This window comes from Paracoccus isoporae, from assembly GCF_900101865.1.
Classification (GTDB): Bacteria; Pseudomonadota; Alphaproteobacteria; order Rhodobacterales; family Rhodobacteraceae; genus Paracoccus; species Paracoccus isoporae.
Genome location: NZ_FNAH01000009.1, coordinates 50564 through 71617, shown reverse-complemented (window position 1 = coordinate 71617; position 21054 = coordinate 50564). Strand labels below are relative to the sequence as shown.

Sequence of the window (21054 nt, the reverse complement as noted above, 5' to 3'; positions counted from 1 at the left end):
GTCAGTCGGCAGAGGAGGCGCCGCCATCTCTCGAACCGCTCGCGGCGCTGCCTGACGACTCGCCGCCGCTTTCGCCGGTCGCGGGCGCGCCGTCGGTCCTGTCCGCTGGCTGGCGGGGCTTGTCCGTCACCCGCATCTTCTCGGAAAAGACCGGAGAGCCGGTGGGGCGGTCGCGGCTGTCATGTGCGGGGATCGACGCCGTCGGCAGGCTGGTCTCGGGATCGCCCGCGGGCGGGGTGACCGGCGCTTCGCGCCCGCGCGCGGGGCCGGGTGCAGACCGGGCTGCGAGGCCGGATGCGGCGATGGCGGGCTCCGGCTGCGCCGCGCCGGCCTCGTTTCGGGTCGATATGGCGGGGGAAGCGGCATCCCCGGCCGATCCGGCCGGGCGCGCGGCCGCCGTCAGCGGGCGGCGGAAGATCAGCAGATTGTGGAACAGCGTGGTGCGCCCGGTCAGCCCGCTGCGCTCCTCCGATGGCAGCGTCTCGGCGCGCAGATACTCCCACCCCTCGGCCGCCACCCGGTTGATCGCCTCGGTCAGCGTGACGGCATAGCGGTCGGCGGGGGTCTTGGCGCCCTTCGCCTTCTCGCTGCGGGCGGGGGCCGGGACGGTGCGGTATTCGTAATGCTGCATAGGCGTTCCCCGTTGCGTTGCCCGATGTTTAGAGCATTCGTAACCCGAAAGGCCAGACCCGTCAGATGGTGCCGTCGCGGCCGGCCGCGCCCCGCCCGCCCAGCCAGCAGCCGAGCCAGATGCCGGCGGCGGTCTGGATCAGGCTCAGCAGGCTCAGCGCAAGCAATGCGGGTAGCATCGACAGCACATGCGATGGCGCGAGGCTGCCCAGATACTCCAGCGGTCCGGGCGGGTCGGGCTCGCGCGGGCCGAAATCGGTGGCAAACATGTAGGAGACATACAGCCCGGCGGACAAATAGATGGCCATCAGCCCCGCGGTCATCATCAGGCTGGCGGTCATGCGCGCCGACCGGCTTGGCATCGCGCGCCGACGGCGGCGCCACAGGACGCCGACCAGACAGGCCGCCGCCACCGGCGCGAGCAGAAAGGCGGGCCGGATCAGCCAATCCGCGAAGGGGATCCCAAGGATAAAGGGCAGCGCAACGAGCCCGAACGCGGCGAGACACGCGAGCCCGGCAAGCAGGGCGAGCAACAAGGTCCGCCTCACCCGCCCAGCTTCTTCGCGACCAGTTCGTTCACCGCTGCCGGGTTGGCCTTGCCGCCGGTGGCCTTGAGCACCTGGCCCACGAACCAGCCGGCGAGTTTCGGGTTCTGCTTGGCCTTTTCCACCTGGGCGGGGTTGGCGGCGATGATCTCATCGACAACCTTCTCGATCTCGCCCAGATCGGTGACCTGCTTCATGCCGCGCGCCTCGACGATCTGGGCCGGCTCGCCGCCCTCCGTCCAGACGATCTCGAACAGATCCTTGGCGATTTTGCCCGAGATGTCGCCCTTGGCGATCAGGTCGATGATGCCGCCAAGCTGAGCGGCGGAGACGGGCGAGGTCTCGATGGTCAGGTCTTCCTTGTTCAGCCGGCCGAACAGCTCGTTGATGACCCAGTTCGCCGCGGCCTTGCCGTCGCGGCCCGCCGCCACCTTCTCGAAGTAATCGGCATTCTCGACTTCGGCGGTCAGCACGCCCGCGTCATATTCCGACAGGCCCAGCTCCTTGACGAAGCGGGCCTTCTTGGCGTCGGGCAGCTCGGGCATGTCGGCGCCGATCGCGTCCACCCAAGCCTGCTCGATCTCCAGCGGCAGCAGGTCGGGATCGGGGAAATAGCGGTAGTCATGCGCCTCTTCCTTGGAGCGCATGGAGCGGGTCTCGCCGCGATCGGGATCGTAGAGCCGGGTTTCCTGCACGATCTCGCCGCCATCCTCGATGATGGCGATCTGGCGGCGCGCCTCGTATTCGATGGCCTGCTGGATAAAGCGCAGCGAATTCATGTTCTTGATCTCGCAGCGCGTGCCGAGATGGCTGAAATCCTGCGTTTCCTGATAGCGTTCGTAATCGCCCGGCTTGCAGACCGAGACGTTGACATCGGCGCGCAGATTGCCGTTCTGCATATTGCCGTCGCAGGTTCCCAGATAGCGCAGGATCTGGCGCAGCTTGGCGACATAGGCCGCGGCTTCTTCGGGCCCGCGCAGATCGGGGCGGCTGACGATCTCCATCAACGCGACACCGGTGCGGTTGAAATCGACGAAGGACATATTCGGGTCCATGTCGTGAATCGATTTGCCGGCATCCTGTTCCAGATGGATGCGCTCGATACGGACCTTCCGGCCCACGCCCGGACCCATATCGATGATGATTTCACCTTCTCCCACGATGGGATGGTAAAGCTGGCTGATCTGATAGCCCTGCGGCAGGTCGGGATAGAAGTAATTCTTCCGGTCGAAGGCGCTGCGCAGATTGATCTCCGCCATCAGGCCCAGCCCGGTTTTCACCGCCTGCGCCACGCAGAATTCGTTGATGACCGGCAGCATTCCCGGCATGGCGGCATCAACGAAGGCGACATTGCTGTTGGGTTCGGCCCCGAATGCGGTCGAGGCGCCGGAGAACAGCTTGGCGTTGGAGGAGACCTGGGCATGGACCTCCAGCCCGATGACGAGTTCCCAGTCCGAGGTCGCCCCGGCGATGCGCTTGGGGTCCGGCGTGGTGAAGTCGAGATGGTCGAGCATGAATCCGTCCTGTCTGGCTGCCCCGGTTTCTATGCCGCGCGGGGGGCGCGGGCAAGGGTGCCTCTGAACCGGTGCAGCGCCGACGGGGGTGCGCCGCGGGGTTGGCCGGGCGCGCCGTGCCGCAACGTCACGCGGCTTGCGGGGGTGTTCACCGCCCGCTCGCGGCCTGTTGAGCGGCACGCCCGTATCCGGCGGCGGTTTTTTCGGCTAGCGCCGGGGCAGGGACAACAGACTCCGGCGGGACAGATGAGACATCGGGTGAAACTGGCAGTCATGGCGGCCGCGCTGCTGAGCGTGGCAGGCTGCGACAGTGCGGATATCGGCCGCGCGGCGGTCGAGGCGCCGACGCTGGCCGCGAACAAGCCGGGACTGGCGCGGCGCGCGGTGGCGGCGCTGCCGGGGACCGCGCCGCTGCCGCCGATGCGGTGGGACGGACGGCAGAACAGCGCGGAATGGACCAGGGCGACGCTGGCCGCGCTTGACGCCGAAGGGGCGGTGCTGATGTCGCGCGTGCCGTCGGATGTGATGGAGTTCTGCCCGGCCTACGAACGCCAGAGTGCGGAGAATCGGCGCGCCTTCTGGGCCGGGCTGCTGTCGGCGCTGGCACGGCACGAAAGCAGTCACAACCCGAAGGCCAGCGGCGCGGGCGGGCGTTACCTGGGGCTGATGCAGATCTCGCCACGCACGGCAAAGGGTTACGGCTGCGCGGCGGGGGCGTTGCTGGACCCGCGGGCCAACATGGCCTGCGCGGTCAGGATCGCGGCGAAGCAGGTCGCGCGCGACAACGCCATTGCGCGGGCGGGCGGCGGCTGGCGCGGGGTGGCGCGGGACTGGATGCCGATGCGCAGCCGCACCAAGCGCGCCGAGATTGCCGGCTGGACGCGCCAGCAGGAGTATTGCCGCTAGAGGTTCAAGTCACGCGACGCAGCGGACCGGCGCCGCGTCGCGCATCGCAAGGGGATGCCGCCTCAGCGCAGCGTCGCGAGAATGCGCGCCCAGCTTCGCGCGCCCTTGGCGAAGCTTTCGACATCGTATTTCTCGTTGGGCGAGTGGATGCGGTCATCGTCGCGCCCGAAGCCGATCAGCATCGAATCCATGCCGAGGATGCGCTTGAAATCCCCCGCGATCGGGATCGAGCCGCCCATGCCGATGAACACCGCCTCGCGGTCCCATTCCTCGCTGAGCGCGGTCTTCGCCGCCTCGAAGGCCGGGTCGGATGTGTCCATCACCGCCGCGGGAGAGCCGCCATGTTCGTGGAATTCGACGCTGCAATCCCCGGGCAGATGGGCGCGGATATGGGCGCGGAACGCCTCGCGGATGCGGGCCGGATCCTGGGTGCCGGTCAGCCGGAAACTGACCTTGGCGCGGGCCTCGGCCGGCAGGACCGTCTTGAACCCGTCGCCGGTATAGCCGCCGGTGATGCCGTTGATCTCCGCCGTCGGCTGGTTCCAGACCATTTCCAGCGGCATCCGGCCCTGTTCGCCCACCGGGTGTTTCAGCCCGACGCGGGACAGGAACTCCCCGGCGTCGAAATCGAGCGCCTCCCAGTCGCGGCGCAGATCGTCCGACAACTCCTCGACCCCGTCATAGAAGCCGGGCAGGGTGACGCGGCCCGTGTCGTCCTTCAGCGCGGCAAGCGCGTTGCACAGGATCTGGATGGGATTCGCCGCCAGCCCGCCGAAACTGCCCGAATGCAGGTCGCGATCGGCGCCGCGCAGCACGATTTCCTCTCCCAGCAAGCCGCGAAGCTGGGTCGAGATGGCCGGGCGGCCGTCCGATGACATTCCGGTGTCGCAGATCAGCGCCAACGACTGCGCCAATTCGTCGCGGTTGCCTTCGAGGAAGGGCACGAGCGATGGCGAGCCGGATTCCTCCTCGCCCTCGAACAGCAGCGTCAGACCTTCGGGCAGCGCGCCATGCGCGTGCTTCCACGCCCGGCAGGCCTCGACGAAGGTCATCAGCTGGCCCTTGTCATCGGATGCGCCGCGGCCGCGGATTACCTGCCCGTCGGGCGTGTCCTCAAGCGCGGGCTCAAACGGCGGGCGGTCCCACAGATCCAGCGGATCGACCGGCTGAACATCGTAATGACCGTAGAAAAGCAGGGGCCTGGCCTCGCCCGGCGGGGTTTTCGCCACCACCATCGGATGGCCCGTGGTGTCGCGGATCTCGGCCGCGAAACCCATCGAGGCAAGCTCGTCGCGCAGCCATTCCGCGGCCCGCCGGACATCGCCGTCATGGGCCGGATCGGTGGAGATGGAGGGGATGCGCAAAAACCCCATCAGCCGGTCAATGGCCTGCGGAAGTCCGGCATCGAGGTGATCCAGAACCTGGTCGATTTTCGCGTCGCTCATGGCGTTCCTGACTGTTTCACTTGGGCAAGGCACGGGTAACGCGGAACAGTTTTCGGAAAAAATGGCCTGTAACTCGCGCCGTTTGACCCGTATCAAGGGATGGTCCGCCCGATTTGACATGATCGCCCCCAGCAAGCAAGGCAAGGGACCCCGCGATGAACTATGACGCCGCCCTCGATCAGGCCATCAGCAAGCTGCACGACGAAGGCCGCTACCGCACCTTCATCGATATCGAGCGGCGCAAGGGGGCCTTCCCGAAAGCGGTCTGGACCCGGCCGGACGGGACCGAGCAGGACATCACCGTGTGGTGCGGCAATGACTATCTGGGCATGGGCCAGCACCCGGTCGTGCTGAACGCGATGCACGAGGCGCTCGATGCGACCGGCGCGGGCTCGGGCGGGACGCGCAATATCTCGGGCACGACGGTCTATCACAAGCGGCTGGAGTCGGAGCTGGCCGATCTGCACGGCAAGGCGGCGGCGCTTGTCTTTTCCAGCGCCTATATCGCCAATGACGCGACGCTCTCGACGCTGCGCAAGCTGTTCCCCGGCCTCATCATCTATTCGGATGAACTCAACCACGCCTCGATGATCGAGGGGATCAAGCGCTTCGACGGGGCCAAGCGGATCTTCCGGCATAACGACTTCGCCCATCTGCGCGAGCTGCTGGAGGCCGACGACCCGGCCGCGCCGAAGCTGATCGCCTTCGAATCGATCTATTCCATGGATGGCGATTTCGGCCCGATTGCCGATATCTGCGATCTGGCCGAGGAGTTCGGCGCGCTGACCTATCTGGATGAGGTGCATGCGGTCGGCATGTACGGCCCGCGCGGTGGCGGCGTGGCCGAGCGGGACGGGCTGACGGACCGGATCGACATCTTCAACGGCACGCTCGGCAAGGCGTTCGGCGTGTTCGGCGGCTATATTGCTGCAAGCGCGCGCATGGTCGATGCCATCCGCTCCTACGCGCCGGGGTTCATCTTCACCACCTCGCTGCCGCCGGCCGTGGCGGCGGGGGCGGCGGCCTCCATCGCGTTCCTGAAGACAGAAGACGGACAGGCGCTGCGGGACACGCAGCAGTTGCATGCCCGCATCCTGAAGATGCGGCTCAAGGGGCTGGGGATGCCGATCATCGATCACGGCAGCCATATCGTGCCGGTCCATGTCGGAAACCCGGTCCACTGCAAGGCGCTGTCGGACATGTTGCTGAATGATTTCGGGGTCTATGTGCAGCCGATCAACTTCCCGACCGTGCCGCGCGGCACCGAACGGCTGCGCTTCACGCCGTCGCCGGTGCACAGCCCCGACCAGATCGACGCGCTCGTCCGCGGCATGGATGCGCTGTGGTCACAGTGCCAATTGAACCGTTCGGTCGCCGTCGCGTGATTTCGCTTGCGGGGTGATCAACTCTCGCCACTGTGATAAGCTTGCCTTAATTAAGCCATGCAAAGTTGCGATTCGCGCGACTTGCGACGAGCAGGGAAGCATAGGGCAGGCGAAATGATCGGGCTGAAGGCAAAGGCGACGCCACAGCGTGACGACGCGACCGCGCATGCGGGCGGGTTCGACGATTTCGAGACATGTCTGGGCGATCTGATGCGGGGCGAGCGGGCGACGCTCGGCAAGTCCCTGCTGGATGTTCAGCGCGAATTGCGCATCCGCGCCAGCTATATCGCCGCCATCGAGAATTGCGACATCTCCGCCTTCGACGCGCCCAGCTTCATCTCCGGCTATGTGCGCTCCTATGCGCGCTATCTGAAGATGGATGCGGACTGGGTGTTTGCGCGGTTCTGCGCCGAATCGGGATTCGAGCCGACCCATGGCATGTCGCCCATCGCCTCGGGCCCGAAGCCGCAGCGCCGCCCGGCCGATCCGGCCGAGGCCCTGGCCAACCCGCGGGCGCTGTTCATCCCGCAGCCCGAATCCTTCTGGTCCTCGGTCGAGCCGCGGGCCATCGGATCGGTGATGGTGCTGGTGGCGCTCGTCGCCGGGCTGGGCTATGGCGGATGGTCGGTTCTGCAGGAGTTGCAGAAGGTCAACCTGACGCCGGGCGATGAGCCACCCGGCATCACTGCCGCGCTCGACCCGGCCGAAACCGCGGCTCAACCGGCGATGGAGGAGGTGGATGATCTGGCCGTCAACCTGCCCCAGCCCGAGGGGATCGACCGCATCTATCGCCCGCAAGTTCTTGAAATTCCTGTGCTGACCGCGCGGGACGGGCCGATCGCCGCAATCGATCCCGAACTGCCCGACCCGACGGAGATCGCGGCGGTGACGCCTGCTGCCTCTGATGCCGGGCCGACGGCGGATGCGGGTACGCCGCCGCGCGATTATGCCGGGGCGATGGATTACGGCCCGCAATTGCCGCCCGAGCAGATGGCGGTGCGCACCGTGGCGCCCGACGCGCCTGAACTGGAATTGCTGGCCGCGCGCCCGGCCTGGGTGCGCGTGACCTCGGCCGATGGCACGGTGCTGCTGGAAAAAACCATGGATGCGGGCGAACGCTTCGCCATGCCCAAGCTGGAATCGCCGCCGATCCTGCGGGCGGGGAATTCCGGCGCGGTGTATTTCTCGGTCAATGGCCGCACCTATGGCCCCGCGGCGCCGGGGGCGCAGGTGGTCAAGAACCTGGAATTGTCGCCGGCCAATCTGACCGCGCGCTACGCCTTCGCCGATATCAGCAAGGATGAGGATCTGGCCAGCATGGTTGCCATGGCCGCCGCCGATCCGGCGCTGATGCGCGGAGATGAAGGCGATGCCCAGCCCGTGCCGCTGAGCCAGGAATAAGCCACGCGAATTGCTGCACCCGCCGATGCGCGTCGAGAGCCGCCGCGCTGCCTGCGCCTGCCTGCGCACCCGACGCGCGGCGCTCGTCCCTTCGGCTGGATGCGGACGCTGCCGCTGCGGAACTGACCTCCGCGTCAATTCGCCCCGTTCGTGACAGTTGCAAGATCGGCCCTGTCCCGTTAACCATTTTCGGGCGAACAGGACAGCCCGCCATGACGATCAGCGCCGCCCCCATACATGCCGGCCCGCCGCCCTTGCGCGACAGGCCATCCTGCGCCGACTGCCCGATCCGCTACCGCGCCGTCTGCGCCCATTGCGAGGGCGAGGAGCTGCTGCGCCTCGAGCGCGCGAAGTATTACCGCCGCATCCCCGCCGGCCAGGTCATCCTGTGCGCGGGAGAGCGGATGGATTTTGTCGCCTCGCTGATCGACGGGGTGGCGACTCTGACCCAGACGCTGGAGGACGGGCGCACCCAGATGGTCGGGCTGATGCTGCCCAGCGATTTCCTGGGTCGGCCGGGGCGGGACCGCGCCGGCTATACCGTCACCGCGATCACCGATCTGAATCTCTGCTGCTTCCGGCGCGCGCCGTTCGAGGCGATGATGCGCGACACGCCGCGCCTGCCCGCGCGGCTGCTGGAGATGACACTGGACGAGCTGGACGCGGCGCGCGAATGGATGGTGATCCTGGGCCGCAAGACGGCGCGGGAGCGCATCGCCTCCTTCCTGGCCATCCTGGCCCGGCGCGCAGCGGCGCTGAAACGGCTGGAGCCGCGGGGGCAGATCCGCCTGGCCCTGCCGCTGACCCGCGAGGCGATGGCCGATTACCTGGGGCTGACGCTGGAGACGGTCAGCCGCCAGTTCTCGGCGCTCAAACGCGACGGGGTGATCCGGCTGCGCGAGAAGCGCGAGGTGGAGATCCTCGATTTCGACCGGCTGCTGGTGGAATGCGGCGATGGCGAGGGGGCGGGCTGAGGCGTTCAGCCAGGCCGATCATCACTGCCGCCGGATTGCCAGCGATGCTCATGGGTGCGAATGGCCGCGATGCGCCGCTCGGTCGCCGGGTGCGACAGAAGCCAGGCCGGGGCGGTGGCGCCGCGACCGCCCGACAGGCGGTTCAGCTTCTCGAACAGGCTGATCTGCGGCGCGGCACCGATGCCTGCGCGGATCATCAGCGCGGTGGCAAAGCGGTCCGCCTCGAACTCGTCGCCCTGTGACAGCCGGGCGGCGAGCGCCATTGTCGCCAGGTTGACCAGCCACGGGCCGATGAACGGGATGAACCGCCCGATCGTGCCGATCAGCACGCTGCGGATCACGTTCTGCCCGGCGAAATCGATCAGCCGCCGCTTGGTGTGGCCATGGGCGACATGGCCCAGCTCATGGGCGATGACAGAGGCGATCTCCTCGGGCGTGACCTCGCCCGCCTTCATCCGGTCCAGGAATCCGCGGGTCACGAAGATCCGCCCATCCGGCGCGGCCAGCCCGTTGATCGCCGGGATTTCGTAGACGAAGGCCCGGATGCGCGGCAGGTCCATCGCCCCGCCGAGCCGGTCGAGCAGCGGGTTCAGCCGCGCATGGTCGAGCGGGGTCGAATGTTCCGCCAGCTCCCGCTTCAGCCGCCAGACCGAGAAGAACCACATCACGGCGGTATAGGCGAGGATCAGCAGGATCGGGGTGAATTTCAGCATGGACCTTATCTGGGTCGGGACCGCGCCGCGATCAAGCTATCCGGCCGGCGCGCGGGGCGGGCCGCGCCGCAAGCGGGTATTTGGATGAAGAAGAATAGGGCGGCTTTCTTCTTCACCGAAATACCCGGGCGGCGGTCGGACCGGGTCAGCCCAGCACCCGCATGGCGCGGGTCAGCCCGTCGAGCGTCAGCGGCATCATCCGGTTCTCGAATATCTCGCCGATCATCCCGATCGACGGCGTGGCGCGCCAGTGCCGTTCCGGCACCGGGTTCAGCCAGACATGATCGGGCCAGGTTTCGGTGACGCGGCGCAGCCACAGCTCGCCCGGCTCGGCATTCCAGTGCTCGTTCGCGCCGCCGGGCACGGCGATCTCGTAGGGCGACATGGCGGCGTCGCCCACGAAGATGCATTTATAGTCGCGCCCGTAGAGGTGCAGCAGATCCCAGGTCGGCGTGGTCTCGGTCCAACGCCGCCGCGAGTCGGTCCACACCGATTCGTAAAGGCAGTTATGAAAGAAGAAATGCGCCATGTGCTTGAACTCGGCCCGCGCGGCGCTGAACAGCTCGTCCACGCCGCGGACATGGTCATCCATCGAGCCGCCGACATCCAGAAACAGCAGCACCTTCACTGCGTTGCGCCGCTCGGGCCGGGTCTGCACGTCGATATAGCCGTGATCGGCGGTGGCGCGGATCGTGGCGGGCAGGTCCAGCTCATCGGCAGCACCATGCCGCGCCCATTGCCGCAGCCGCTTCAGCGCCAGCTTGATATTGCGGGTGCCCAGCTCGACCTGGTCGTCGAAATCGCGGAATTCGCGCCGGTCCCAGACCTTGACCGCCCGGCGGTGGCGGGACTCGTGCTGGCCGATGCGCACCCCTTCGGGGTTATAGCCATATGCGCCGAAGGGTGAGGTGCCGGCCGTGCCGATCCATTTATTGCCGCCCTGATGGCGGCTTTGCTGTTCGGCCAGCCGGTCGCGCAGCTTCTCCATCAGCGCCTCGAAACTGCCGCTGGAGGAGATCTCGGCCATCTCCTCGGGGGAGAGGAATTTCTCGGCCAGCTTCTCCAGCCAGTCCTGTGGCAGGTCGACCTGCTCGATCAGCGCGTCGAGCGCGATCTCCTCGACCCCGGAGAAGCTTTCGGCAAAGGCGCGGTCGAAGCGGTCGATATGGCGTTCGTCCTTGACCAGGCAGGCGCGGGCGAAATGGTAGAAATCGTCCGGGTTCGCGGCGGACAGCCCCGCCGCCAGCCCGGCCAGCAGGTCGAGATATTCTCGCAGGCTGACCGGGACGCCGTGGCGGCGCAGCGAGTCCAGGAACGGCCGGTACATCAGACCATGCGGTCGAGGATGAGGGTCGCGAACAGCGCCACGAGGGTGAAGATCAGCAGATGGGCAAGCGCCCATTGCCAGCGGTCCTTGCGGTCGCCCCCGGCGCGCCCGGCGCGGGTCCAGCCCATCCAGAAGCCGAGAATCGCGGCGATGATGACGATCATGGGGCGGACTCCTCGGTCTCGGTTTGAGGTTCGGCCGCGTCTTGCGCGGGCTGGTCGGAGGCAGGGCCGGGGCCGGGGCCGGGATCGGAGGTCGCGACGTCCGGGTCTGATGCCGCTGCCGTCCCGGTGTTGTCCTGCGGCAGATCTGGGGTTTCGGCGCGCTCGCCGCCGGTCTGCGGGGCGGCTGGGACCGCCGCATCGTCCTGCGGGGCGCCGTCTTCGCGGTTTGTCTGCTGCGGGGCTGGGCCTTCGGTCGTAACCGGCCCGGCCGCGCTCAGCCGGTTCTCCTCCCACAGCCCGGATGCGATCTGGCCGGTGGCATAGCGCATCACCCCCTGGCCCTGGCGCTTTCCGGCGACGAAATTGCCGGTATAGCTGTCGCCGGTGGCATAGGTGGCGACGCCTTCGCCGTCGATCTCGCCATTCTTCCAGCCGCCCTCATAGATGAACCCGTCCGGCGTGGTCAGCTTGCCCTGGCCTTCGCGCAGCCCGCCCGCGAACTGGCCGGTATAGACGGTGCCGTCTGGATAGGTCGCCTGTCCGCGCCCGTCGCGCTGCCCGTCCTTCCACTCGCCGTTATAGACATAGCCGTCGGGATAGGTCATCCGGCCCTGCCCGTCGATGCGCGCGCCGCGAAACGATCCCTCATAGACCATGCCGTTGGCGTATTCCGCCCGGCCCTGGCCCTCGATCACGCCATCCGTCCAGTCCCCGTCGTAGATCGCGCCGTCGGGATAGGTGATCCGGCCGCGCCCGTTGGGCTGATCCGCCGACATCCGGCCTTCATAGACCGATCCGTCGGGATAGGTGATCCGCCCCTCGCCCTGCATCTGGCCCTCGGCCCATTGCCCCTCATAGACATAGCCATCCGTGCCGGTGAAGCTGCCGGTGCCGTGGCGGCGGTCATCGCGGAACTGGCCCTCATAGACATCGCCATTGGCATAGGTGGCGATGCCCTGGCCCTCGCGCTTGCCGCCGCGCATCTCGCCCTCGTAGCGGTCGCCGGATTGCTGGGTCAGCGCGCCGCGCCCCGACATCTGCCCGGCCTCCCAGACGCCGTCATATTCCAGCCCGTCCGGCATGGTCAGCTTGCCGCGGCCGGCGCGCTGCCCGGCCAGCATCTGGCCCTCATACACCGCGCCGTCGGGATAGGTGATCCGGCCCTGGCCTTCCTTGACCCCGTTCACCCAGTCGCCGTCATAGCGATAGCCGTTGGCCTGGGTCAGCACGCCCTTGCCGTGATGCATGGCATTCAGGAATCCGCCCTCGTAGCGCGCGCCATTGGCGTATTGCGCCACGCCCTCGCCGGTGATCTGGCCGTTTTGCCACTGGCCCTCATAGGTGCCGCCATCGGCATAGGTGATCTTGCCCTGGCCATGCGGCTTGCCCTGCGCGAAGGCGCCCTCATAGACCGAGCCGTTGGGAAACCGCGCCCGGCCCTGGCCGAGGATCTCGCCCTCGACCCAATCGCCCTCATATTGATAGCCCGAAGGCAGGGTGTAGGTGCCGCGCCCGTGCTGCAGTCCGCCGCGGAACGTGCCCTCATAGATCCCGCCATCGTCATACTGCTTGGTCACGACATTCGCCGCCGGTTCCGCGCTGCCCTGCGCGTAAACCGGCCCGGCCGCCGCCAGGACCAACGCTGCGAGTGCTGCCTTCATGCCCGCCTCCGTTCTTTGCCCCATCGTTTATCGCAAGCACGGGCGCAGCGCAAAGCCTGCCGTTCCCCTTCGCCGCCGGCTGCGCTAAGGCTGAGCCAGCAGAATGAGGGACCGCACATGACCGACCGCATCCGCATCACCCTTGCCCAGCTGAACCCCACGCTGGGCGATCTGGAAGGCAATGCCGCCAAGGCCCGCTCGGCCTGGGCGCAGGGCAGGGACGCCGGGGCCGATTACGTGGTCCTGCCGGAGATGTTCATTACCGGCTACCAGACCCAGGATCTGGTGCTGAAGGCGGGCTTCACCGATGCCGCGGTGGCCCAGGTCGAGGCGCTGGCGCGGGACTGCGCGGAGGGCCCGGCGCTCGGCATCGGCACGCCGTTCCGGTCGGAGGGCAAGCTCTACAACGCCTATTTCGTGCTCCACGGCGGGAAGATCGTCGCGCGGGTGCTGAAACACGACCTGCCGCACAAGCAGCTTTTCGACGAGATGCGGCTGTTCGACGCAGGCCCCGTCTCCGGCCCCTACGTGGTGGGCGGGGTCCGCATCGGCTCGCCCATCTGTGAGGATGCGTGGTGGCCCGAGGTCGCCGAGACGCTGGAGGAATCGGGCGCGGAGATCCTGGTCGTGCCCAACGGCTCGCCCTATCACCGCAACAAGCTGGATCTGCGCATGGGCCATATGGTCGCCCGCGTGGTCGAGAACCGGCTGCCGCTGGTGTACCTGAACTCGGTCGGCGGGCAGGACGATCAGATCTATGACGGGGCGAGCTTTGTTCTGAACCCCGGAGCCGATGGCGGGGCCGACAAGGTGGTGCAGCTCCCGCCCTTCGACGAGGTGATCGAACATGTCGATTTCACCCGCACCGATCGCGGCTGGCGCGCCGCGCCGGGCCGGATGGACAGCCAGCCCGATGAATGGGAGCAGGATTACCGCGCCATGATGACGGGATTGCGCGACTATCTGCGCAAGAACGGGTTCCGCAAGGTGCTGCTCGGCATGTCGGGCGGCATCGATTCGGCGCTCGTCGCGACCATCGCCTGCGACGCGATCGGCCCGGAGAATGTGCGCTGCGTGATGCTGCCCTCGGAATATACCTCTCAGGCCAGCCTCGACGATGCGGCGGATTGCGCCGGGCGGCTTGGCGCGCGGCTCGATACCGTCATGATCGACGGCGCGCGGGATGCGGTGTCGGACGCGCTCGCTCATCTGATGGAAGGCACCAAACCCGACACGACCGAGGAGAATATCCAGTCCCGCCTGCGCGGGCTGATGCTGATGGCGATTTCCAACAAATTCGGGGAAATGCTGCTGACCACCGGCAATAAATCCGAGGTCGCGGTGGGCTATGCCACGATTTATGGCGACATGGCGGGCGGCTATAACCCGATCAAGGATCTCTACAAGACCCGCGTCTTCGAGACCTGCCGCTGGCGCAACCAGAACCATCGCGGCTGGATGATGGGCCGAACGGGTGAGGTAATCCCGCCCCGCATCATATCCAAGCCCCCAAGCGCGGAACTGCGCCCCGATCAGAAGGACAGCGACTCCCTGCCACCTTATGACGTGCTGGATGCGATCCTGTTCGGCCTGGTCGAAGAGGATCTGTCGCTGAAGGAACTCGTCGCGCGCGGCTTCGATATCGAGACGGTGAAAAAGGTCGAGAAACTGCTCTATCAAAGCGAATGGAAACGCTACCAGGCCGCGCCGGGGCCGCGCATCTCGACCAAGGCCTTCTGGCTGGACCGCCGCTATCCGCTGGTGAACCGGTGGCGGGATGAGTTGTAGCGGTTCTGGTGCAGTGCTGGAAACCGCTTATTTTGGTCGAAATGTCATATCACGAACGTGAGCAAATCAATGGTCGCTAATTCAATCCTAAATATTCGGGTTTCGAAATGGCGTACAGATCAAGCATCAAGTCATTGAGTCTCTGCGACGCAGGAAGAAAGTTCCCCGCTTCAAGAAGCAGGACAGTATCTCAAAGCCAGAGCCTGTCAGAAGATTCAGCACGCCGGGCACTGTATTCTCTCCGCCGCGCTCTGGACCTGCATCGACTGCGATATATTCGACCTGCTTCAGGGTTTCTCGCGCACCCTGAAGAATTTCTGCCTCATAGCCTTCGGCCTCGACCTTCAGAAGTTTGATTTCTCTCGATAAGTCAAGTGCGGGTAGCAGGTCGTCCAGCCTTTCCTTTCGGACTGAAATCCTCTCTTCTATTTTTTGGGGCGCGATGAGGCTGGAGTCCGCTTCTGATGTGCTCAGGTAGAACTCCGCATATCCGGCTTCGTCGGCGAGTGCGATGTCGTAGAGCTTTCCCGTAACATTCCGGTTCAATGCGCGAAATGCGATTGGGTCAGGCTCAAATCCTACATATCTCGCGTTATTCATGTTTGCCCAGATACCCAACTCGCCGATATTGGCTCCAACGTCGAGGACCATATCGCCATCATTCAGAAGATTTCTGGGAATCTGGTAGTCGCGGAGCAGCCAATCCTGACGGTGCTGAAAGCCCTTGCGATACAGGCTGAGGCGCTTCTTGTGTGAAACGTATATCCTGCGGCCATCGGCTGGCTCCTGAAAGAAGAAGAGATCCGCTTCACTGTCATGGCCGGTGCTTGATTTTCTTGACATAGCAGTCCGTTCGATTGTTGCCTGCTGCTCCTGCTCTGGGAGCATCTCAGACTTTCCGTGATTTTTTGGATGGTTTAATTTTTTCTGAACCGGCCACTTGTGGAACTCGCTTTTTTGAAGATTTCTCTGAATAAGTCTCTTTTCGCCTTGCGCCAGGCGGCTGAGGGCTAGCGGAAGTGACAGTTGGTCACGCCTAGAATATCGTAAAGTATGTGCAAACCATAATTCCATAGCCTCTATACAGTTCGGATGTTTATGGCGCCGGGCGAGAAAGCCGCCCCAGACAGGGCGGTTCTGCAATATCTCAGCTGAATACTCTTTGTAGGCATGAAGCTGTTCATCAATGATGCTATCTTGATCCAGTCCCTTACGCTTAACTTCAATAAACTCGCCTTCCAAACTGTCACGGAAGCTGTGGAGGATCCCGCCAAACACTGTTTCGGGAGTTGGTATCAGCAACTCCCATATTTCGTTTGGGTCGGCATCCAATCTTACCTTGCTGTCGATATATATTGAACGGTCATGATTGATCAGCCAGCGATGCGGGCGAACTTTGAAATCTTTCGAACTCCGGATCGGATCACCCGGAATAATTTTCTCTATTTCCTTCAGCGTCCAGCCCGGATTGCTCGCCAATTCTCGGTCGGTGAAACAGATATAGTCGGCTTTGGTCGGGAATTTTATTTCCGGGAGTGGGTAATCCCTCCCGACTGCCATCGTGTAGACGACCAGACGTTGCGTCATCCATTTTTCCTTACAACAAGATAAACGAATCTGCTCAACACGCTACAGGATTGAAGCTCAGTTATGCAGCTCTCGTAACAAGGATCGCGTTGCAATGATAGAACAAATAAGTCCGGGTCGACCCTATTTATTATCGTGGCAACAGGGCCGATTTAGTCCGCTCACACGACGTCAATTCGGATCGTTCTGCGCCCTCTTCAGCCCGACCGCTTTCGATGTCGTGGCGGAAGCGCGCCTGCGGGTGCAAGTCCGGCGTATGGCCGGCCTGTGGCCGGTGTACAGACTGTGTACGCCCCGTGCACTGGCGCTGCTCAGAATATGCGGCCCGCCCCGCTCCCTTGACCCACCCCGGAAAACCCCTCATATCCCGCTCACGCGGATGGCCGGATGACCGCGGGGGTGCGCCTTCGAGGAAAGTCCGGACTCCATGAGGCAACGGTGCCGGGTAACGCCCGGCGGGGGCGACCCCAGGGAAAGCGCCACAGAGAACAGACCGCCCAGCCGACGCGGCCGGGCAAGGGTGAAACGGTGGGGTAAGAGCCCACCGGGGGGCTGGCAACATACCCCGCATGGCAAGCCCCACCGGGAGCAATGCCGAATAGGGACCTCGTGCCGGCAACGGCAGCGCCGCCTTGCGCCAGACGGTCCGGGTAGGCAGCTTGACGCACGCAGTAATGCGCTGCGCAGAGGAATGGTCATCCAGGGGGGGCAACCCCCGGACAGAATCCGGCTTACAGGCCATCCGCGTGTCATCTCCGCCCGGCCGCCCGGTATTCTCGGTCTGGCCGTGTTTTGCGGTTGACACGGGCCGGGTGATCGCTAAATAGCGGGCTTCACGAATTTCCACGGTGGCCGCTCGGCGCCGCCGCAGCAGGAGAACCACGATGGCGAAGCCGACGACGATCAAGATCCGTCTGAACTCGACGGCCGGGACCGGGCATTTCTATGTCACCAAGAAGAATGCCCGCACCATGACCGAAAAGATGACGGTCAACAAATACGACCCGGTTGTGCGCAAGCATGTCGAATACAAGGAAGGCAAGATCAAGTAAGATCGCCTGACCTGTCCGACACCGAACGAACCGCGCCCCCGGCGCGGTTTTTTCATGCAAGCTGCCGTGCGTGTCGCATCGCGAGGTGCCGGGAAATGCGGGTTCAGACCCGGCGGACACGCCGCAGCGCGCCGAAGCCCAGCACGATCAGCGCCGCGAAAAGCACCGGCAGCGGCCCGACCCGCATCCAGACCGTGCGCGGCAGCGGCGCGGGCAACTCGGCGTCGATGTGACCCACCGCACCGAGCGGCAGGCTGTCGGTGATGCGCCCGTAGGGATCGATGGCGGCGGTGATGCCGGTATTGGCGGCGCGCATCAGCGGCAGACCCGATTCGATGGCGCGAAGCTGGGCCTGCGCGAGATGCTGATACGGGCCGGAGACGGTGCCGAACCACGCGTCATTGGTGATCTGCAACAGCCATTCCGCCCCCTCGACCGTCCTGAGATGCTGCGGGAAGATCGCCTCGTAGCAGATCAGCGGCTGCACGGGCGGCAGGGATTGCGGGCTCAGCACGTCGGGCCCCTGTCCGGGCACATAGCCGAAACCCTGCTGCGCCGCGAAGGCCCCGATGCCGAAGCGCGACAGCGCCTCGCCCCAGGGCATGTATTCGCCGAAGGGGACGAGGTGGAACTTGTCATAGATGCTGCGGATGCCGCCGCCGGGGGCGATCTCGACCAGCGAGTTGTAATAGCGCGTCTGCTCGGCGCGCTGAATGCCCATCAGCACCGGGGCACCGGCGACATCGCTCAGCACCGGCAGGGCGTCGCCGGCATGGTTCAGCAGGAAGCTGACGGCGGTTTCGGGCCAGATCACCGCGTCGGGGCGGGGCGCGCCGGGGCTGGCGGCGCTTTCGGTCAGCAGGCGGTCCCAGAAGACCTGGTTCCAGTCCGGGTCCCATTTCAGCGCCTGTTCGGCATTGGGCTGCACCAGCCGCAGCAGCTTCCCGGTGCCGGCCACATCCTGCGCCGCAGGCGAGGACAGGCGGAGACTGCCGACGGCCCAGACCGCGGCGATCAGAAGCAGGGCGGCGGCCGCGCCGGGCAGCAGCCCGCGCCAGCCCGCCGGGCGGTTGGCGGCCAAGAGAGCGGGCAGGGCGGCGGCGCAAAGGCTGATCGCGCTCAGCCCGATTGCGCCCACGACGGACGCGGCCTGTGCGACCGGCGTCTCGATCCAGACGTGACCCAGCAGCGCCCAGGGAAAGCCGGTGAAGATCCAGCCCCGCAGCCAGTCCGACAGAAGCAGCGCCGCGGCCAGCATGGCGGCCCGGACAGCGGGTTCGGGCGGGCCGATCCGCAGCGCCGCCCAGCAGGGCAGCGCCCAGAACAGCGCCCCGCCGAGCGCCATCAGCAGAATCGCGAAGGGGGCCATCCAGCCATAGATCTCTGGCTGCACCAGGAACGGCTCGACGATCCAGCTCAGCGACAAGGCGAAATACCCGGCGCCTGCGGCCAGAAACTGCCGGAAGCCTTGGCGGGCAGTCGGCTGATGCGCGCCGCGCAGCAGGATGAGGGACAGCGCAACGAGGCTGAGCGGCCACAGCCCCCACGGCGCCTGCCCGGACGCCACGGCCAGCCCGAGCGCCAGATCGGCAGCCAGGGATATCAGCGCCCGGCGGCGCGATCCGGCGCTGCGGGGCGTTGGGTGCGGCGTCATGCCGGGGGCTCAGCCGTCCGTGGAACCGGGGTCGCCCCCGTCACCGGCCGGCTGTGCCGCGCCATCGCCGGCCGTGCTGTCCGCCCCGGCGTCGTCGGCCGCGGGCTTCTTGCGGCTACGCGTGGTGGCGGCGCGACGGCGCGGCTTGGGCGCAGCATCGGCCGCCTCATCGCTGTCTGCTTTGGTCTCTGCCGCAGCCTCGTCCGTCTTGGCCGCAGGCTTCTTGCGCGGGGCGCGGCTGCGCTTTGGCTTGGGTTCCGCCTCGGGCTGATCCGCTCCGGCCTCGGTCTCGGCTGCGCTGCCGTCCTCGCCCGCCGCTTCGGCCTCCTTGGCCTTGGCGCGGCTGCTGCGGCGCGGGCGCTTGGCGGGTTTCGGCTGCTCCTCGGCGGGGTCGGCCGGCGTGTCGGCGGGGGCCGCGTCCTCCGCTTGCGCTGCCTCGGCTTCGGCCTTCTTGCTGCGCCGACGCCGGGCGGGTTTCTTTTCCTCGGGCTGGGCCGCTTCAGCGGCCTCTGCCTCGCTCGGCGCCTTGCCCGATTCGCCCTCGGCGCCATCCGCAGGCGTCGCCGCCTGATCCGGCGACACCGAGTCCGCCTTGCGGCTTCTGCTGCGGCGCGCGCGGGGTTTCGGGCCCGAATTGTCGCCGCCCGTCTCGCCATCCGCACCCGATTGCTGCGGCGCGTCATCGGTGCTGTCGGCGCGGTCGATCGCCGCCTCGGTTGCGGCAAGCGCGACGGAGAAGCTCTGCTTGAGGAATTCCGGGACGTGATCGCCCATTCCGGTCACGGCGGGACCGTGATCGCGGCGGCGATTGTCGCCGCGGCCGGATCTGCGGTTGTCGCCCCGGCTCTCGGCGCGGTTGTCGCCGCGGCGATCCTCCTGCCGCTCGCCCCGGCCGCCACGATCATGGCGACGCTCCTCGCGCGCGGGGGGGGCGGTGTCGTCGGCCGGCCGCGCGGGCTCGGCGGTCGCATTGCTCACATTGGCATCGGGGCCGCTGTCCTGCGCCGCGCGCTCGCCCCGGCGGCTGCGGCTGCGCGACCGGCCGCCCTTCGCGTCACGGTCATTGCCGCGCGGGGCCGAGCGGGCGTTCTCCGAGAGCGAGAACCCGTCCGGCGGGTCCATCCGCGGCAGGGCGTGCTTCACCAGGTTCTCGATGCCGGAGAGATATTTCTCATCCGCGGGCGTGGCGATGGAATAGGCCGTGCCCTGCCGCCCGGCGCGGCCGGTGCGCCCGATCCGGTGGACGTAATCCTCGGCATGAGAGGGCAGGTCGAAATTGAACACATGGCTCACCGCCGGAATGTCCAGCCCCCGTGCGGCCACGTCGGACGCCACCAGGAAGCGCAGCGAGCCGTCGCGGAAGGATTCCAGCGTGCGGGTGCGCTGCGACTGATCCAGATCGCCGTGGATCGGGGCCGCGTCCAGCCCGTGCTTCTTCAGCGACTTGGCCACGATATCGACTTCGGTCTTGCGGTTGCAGAAGATGATGGCGTTTTTCAGCCCCTCGCCCTCGGCCTCGATCAGCGCACGCAGCAACTCGCGCTTCTGCTTGGCGGTCTGGTCGCGGCGGGTGGGGGTGATCTCCACCAGCTTCTGGGTGATGGTTTCGGACGTCGTGGCCTGGCGCGCCACCTCGATCCGCTCGGGCGAGTGCAGGAAGGTGTTGGTGATCCGCTCGATCTCGGGCGCCATTGTGGCACTGAAGAACAGCGTCTGGCGGGTGAAGGGGGTGAGCTGGAAGATGCGCTCGATATCGGGGATGAAGCCCATATCCAGCATCCGGTCGGCCTCGTCCACGACCATCACCTCGACCCCGGTGAGCAGCAGCTTGCCGCGCTCGAAATGATCCAGCAGCCGTCCCGGCGTCGCGATCAGCACATCGACGCCGCGGTCGATCAGCTTGTCCTGTTCACCGAAGGAGACGCCGCCGATCAGCAGCGCCTTGGTCAGCCGGGTATGCTTGGCGTAGATGTCGAAATTCTCGGCCACCTGGGCGGCCAGTTCCCGCGTCGGGCACAGCACCAGCGACCGCGGCATCCGCGCCCGCGCCCGGCCCCGCGACAGCCGCGTGATCATCGGCAGGGTGAAGCTGGCGGTCTTGCCGGTGCCGGTCTGGGCAATACCCAGCACGTCGCGGCCTTCAAGCGCCACGGGGATGGCGCCCGCCTGAATCGGAGTGGGATTGTCATAGCCCGCTTCGGCAATCGCCTTGAGGACTTTCGGGTCGAGCTTGAGGTCGGAAAACTTTGTCATTCGCGTCCATACGCTGCGCTGTTCGGCACAGATGAAAAAATGGGACGCAATTTCA

General features: G+C 66.2%; 16 protein-coding genes, 1 other RNA gene and 1 pseudogene. 7 read left to right on the top strand and 11 right to left on the bottom strand.

From position 1 onward, the window contains the following. Position 1: 1 nt before the first annotated feature. The 3 genes from BLT73_RS13560 to gatB all read right to left on the bottom strand — a co-directional run bounded on the left by BLT73_RS13560 (position 2) and on the right by gatB (position 2689). A complete protein-coding gene (locus tag BLT73_RS13560) occupies positions 2 to 631 on the bottom strand; it encodes a DUF4177 domain-containing protein (protein ID WP_090524671.1) in 630 nt (209 codons plus the stop codon). Positions 632 to 692: 61 nt separating this feature from the next. Further along, positions 693 to 1178, bottom strand: coding sequence for a hypothetical protein (locus tag BLT73_RS13555; RefSeq protein WP_218132547.1), 486 nt, complete (start codon positions 1176 to 1178; stop codon positions 693 to 695). After that, the gene (gene gatB, locus BLT73_RS13550; RefSeq protein ID WP_090524667.1) at positions 1175 to 2689 is read right to left on the bottom strand and encodes an Asp-tRNA(Asn)/Glu-tRNA(Gln) amidotransferase subunit GatB; all 1515 of its coding nucleotides are present in this window, start codon (positions 2687 to 2689) and stop codon (positions 1175 to 1177) included. The genes BLT73_RS13555 and gatB overlap by 4 nt, the downstream gene beginning before the upstream one ends. Before the next feature lie 258 nt (positions 2690 to 2947). Between gatB and BLT73_RS17345 the strand changes: the two genes are divergently transcribed. Further along, on the top strand, positions 2948 to 3595 hold the full coding sequence (locus BLT73_RS17345; protein WP_176805098.1) for a lytic transglycosylase domain-containing protein: 648 nt from the start codon (positions 2948 to 2950) through the stop codon (positions 3593 to 3595). A gap of 62 nt (positions 3596 to 3657) precedes the next feature. On the opposite strand, the gene BLT73_RS13540 is transcribed toward BLT73_RS17345, so the two are convergent. After that, positions 3658 to 5040: a M20/M25/M40 family metallo-hydrolase gene (locus tag BLT73_RS13540; protein ID WP_090524666.1), complete on the bottom strand. Its 1383-nt coding sequence runs from the start codon at positions 5038 to 5040 to the stop codon at positions 3658 to 3660. Positions 5041 to 5195: 155 nt separating this feature from the next. Here BLT73_RS13540 and hemA point away from each other — a divergent pair, with 155 nt between their 5' ends. From hemA to fnrL, 3 genes are all read left to right on the top strand, one after another. Further along, the gene (gene hemA / locus BLT73_RS13535; protein ID WP_090524663.1) at positions 5196 to 6425 is read left to right on the top strand and encodes a 5-aminolevulinate synthase; all 1230 of its coding nucleotides are present in this window, start codon (positions 5196 to 5198) and stop codon (positions 6423 to 6425) included. A 114-nt stretch (positions 6426 to 6539) separates the two neighbouring features. Next, complete coding sequence (locus BLT73_RS13530) at positions 6540 to 7826, top strand: helix-turn-helix domain-containing protein (protein ID WP_090524662.1); 1287 nt, start codon at positions 6540 to 6542, stop codon at positions 7824 to 7826. Positions 7827 to 8038: 212 nt separating this feature from the next. Next, positions 8039 to 8800, top strand: a complete 762-nt coding sequence (gene fnrL, locus BLT73_RS13525; RefSeq protein WP_090524661.1) for a transcriptional regulator FnrL — start codon at positions 8039 to 8041, stop codon at positions 8798 to 8800. Between the two features lie 5 nt (positions 8801 to 8805). Here fnrL and BLT73_RS13520 read toward each other — a convergent pair whose 3' ends face one another. The 4 genes from BLT73_RS13520 to BLT73_RS13510 form a co-directional block, all read right to left on the bottom strand. Continuing rightward, positions 8806 to 9513: a M48 family metallopeptidase gene (locus BLT73_RS13520; protein ID WP_090524658.1), complete on the bottom strand. Its 708-nt coding sequence runs from the start codon at positions 9511 to 9513 to the stop codon at positions 8806 to 8808. A gap of 145 nt (positions 9514 to 9658) precedes the next feature. Further along, positions 9659 to 10840 (bottom strand): vWA domain-containing protein, encoded by a 1182-nt coding sequence (locus BLT73_RS13515; protein WP_090524656.1) that lies wholly within the window; start codon positions 10838 to 10840, stop codon positions 9659 to 9661. Beyond that, positions 10840 to 11004 carry a hypothetical protein gene (locus BLT73_RS17340; protein ID WP_176805096.1) on the bottom strand — a complete coding sequence of 55 codons (165 nt, stop codon included), beginning with the start codon at positions 11002 to 11004 and terminating at the stop codon, positions 10840 to 10842. The genes BLT73_RS13515 and BLT73_RS17340 overlap by 1 nt, the downstream gene beginning before the upstream one ends. Further along, complete coding sequence (locus BLT73_RS13510; protein ID WP_090524655.1) at positions 11001 to 12665, bottom strand: 2-isopropylmalate synthase; 1665 nt, start codon at positions 12663 to 12665, stop codon at positions 11001 to 11003. The genes BLT73_RS17340 and BLT73_RS13510 overlap by 4 nt, the downstream gene beginning before the upstream one ends. Positions 12666 to 12782: 117 nt before the next feature. Between BLT73_RS13510 and BLT73_RS13505 the strand changes: the two genes are divergently transcribed. Further along, positions 12783 to 14453, top strand: a complete 1671-nt coding sequence (locus tag BLT73_RS13505; protein WP_090524653.1) for an NAD+ synthase — start codon at positions 12783 to 12785, stop codon at positions 14451 to 14453. Between the two features lie 126 nt (positions 14454 to 14579). On the opposite strand, the gene BLT73_RS13500 is transcribed toward BLT73_RS13505, so the two are convergent. Then, positions 14580 to 16040 (bottom strand): FkbM family methyltransferase, encoded by a 1461-nt coding sequence (locus tag BLT73_RS13500; protein ID WP_090524651.1) that lies wholly within the window; start codon positions 16038 to 16040, stop codon positions 14580 to 14582. Between the two features lie 375 nt (positions 16041 to 16415). On the opposite strand from BLT73_RS13500, the gene rnpB reads away from it, so the two are divergent. Then, positions 16416 to 16790: RNase P RNA component class A (gene rnpB / locus BLT73_RS13495), an RNA gene on the top strand. Between the two features lie 134 nt (positions 16791 to 16924). Then, on the top strand, positions 16925 to 17092 hold the full coding sequence (gene rpmG / locus BLT73_RS13490; protein ID WP_011750518.1) for a 50S ribosomal protein L33: 168 nt from the start codon (positions 16925 to 16927) through the stop codon (positions 17090 to 17092). Between the two features lie 103 nt (positions 17093 to 17195). Here rpmG and lnt read toward each other — a convergent pair whose 3' ends face one another. Continuing rightward, complete coding sequence (gene lnt / locus BLT73_RS13485; protein WP_090524649.1) at positions 17196 to 18746, bottom strand: apolipoprotein N-acyltransferase; 1551 nt, start codon at positions 18744 to 18746, stop codon at positions 17196 to 17198. A 645-nt stretch (positions 18747 to 19391) separates the two neighbouring features. Next, a pseudogene (locus BLT73_RS13480) lies at positions 19392 to 20999 on the bottom strand (DEAD/DEAH box helicase); the annotation flags it as partial. Between the last annotated feature and the right edge of the window lie 55 nt (positions 21000 to 21054).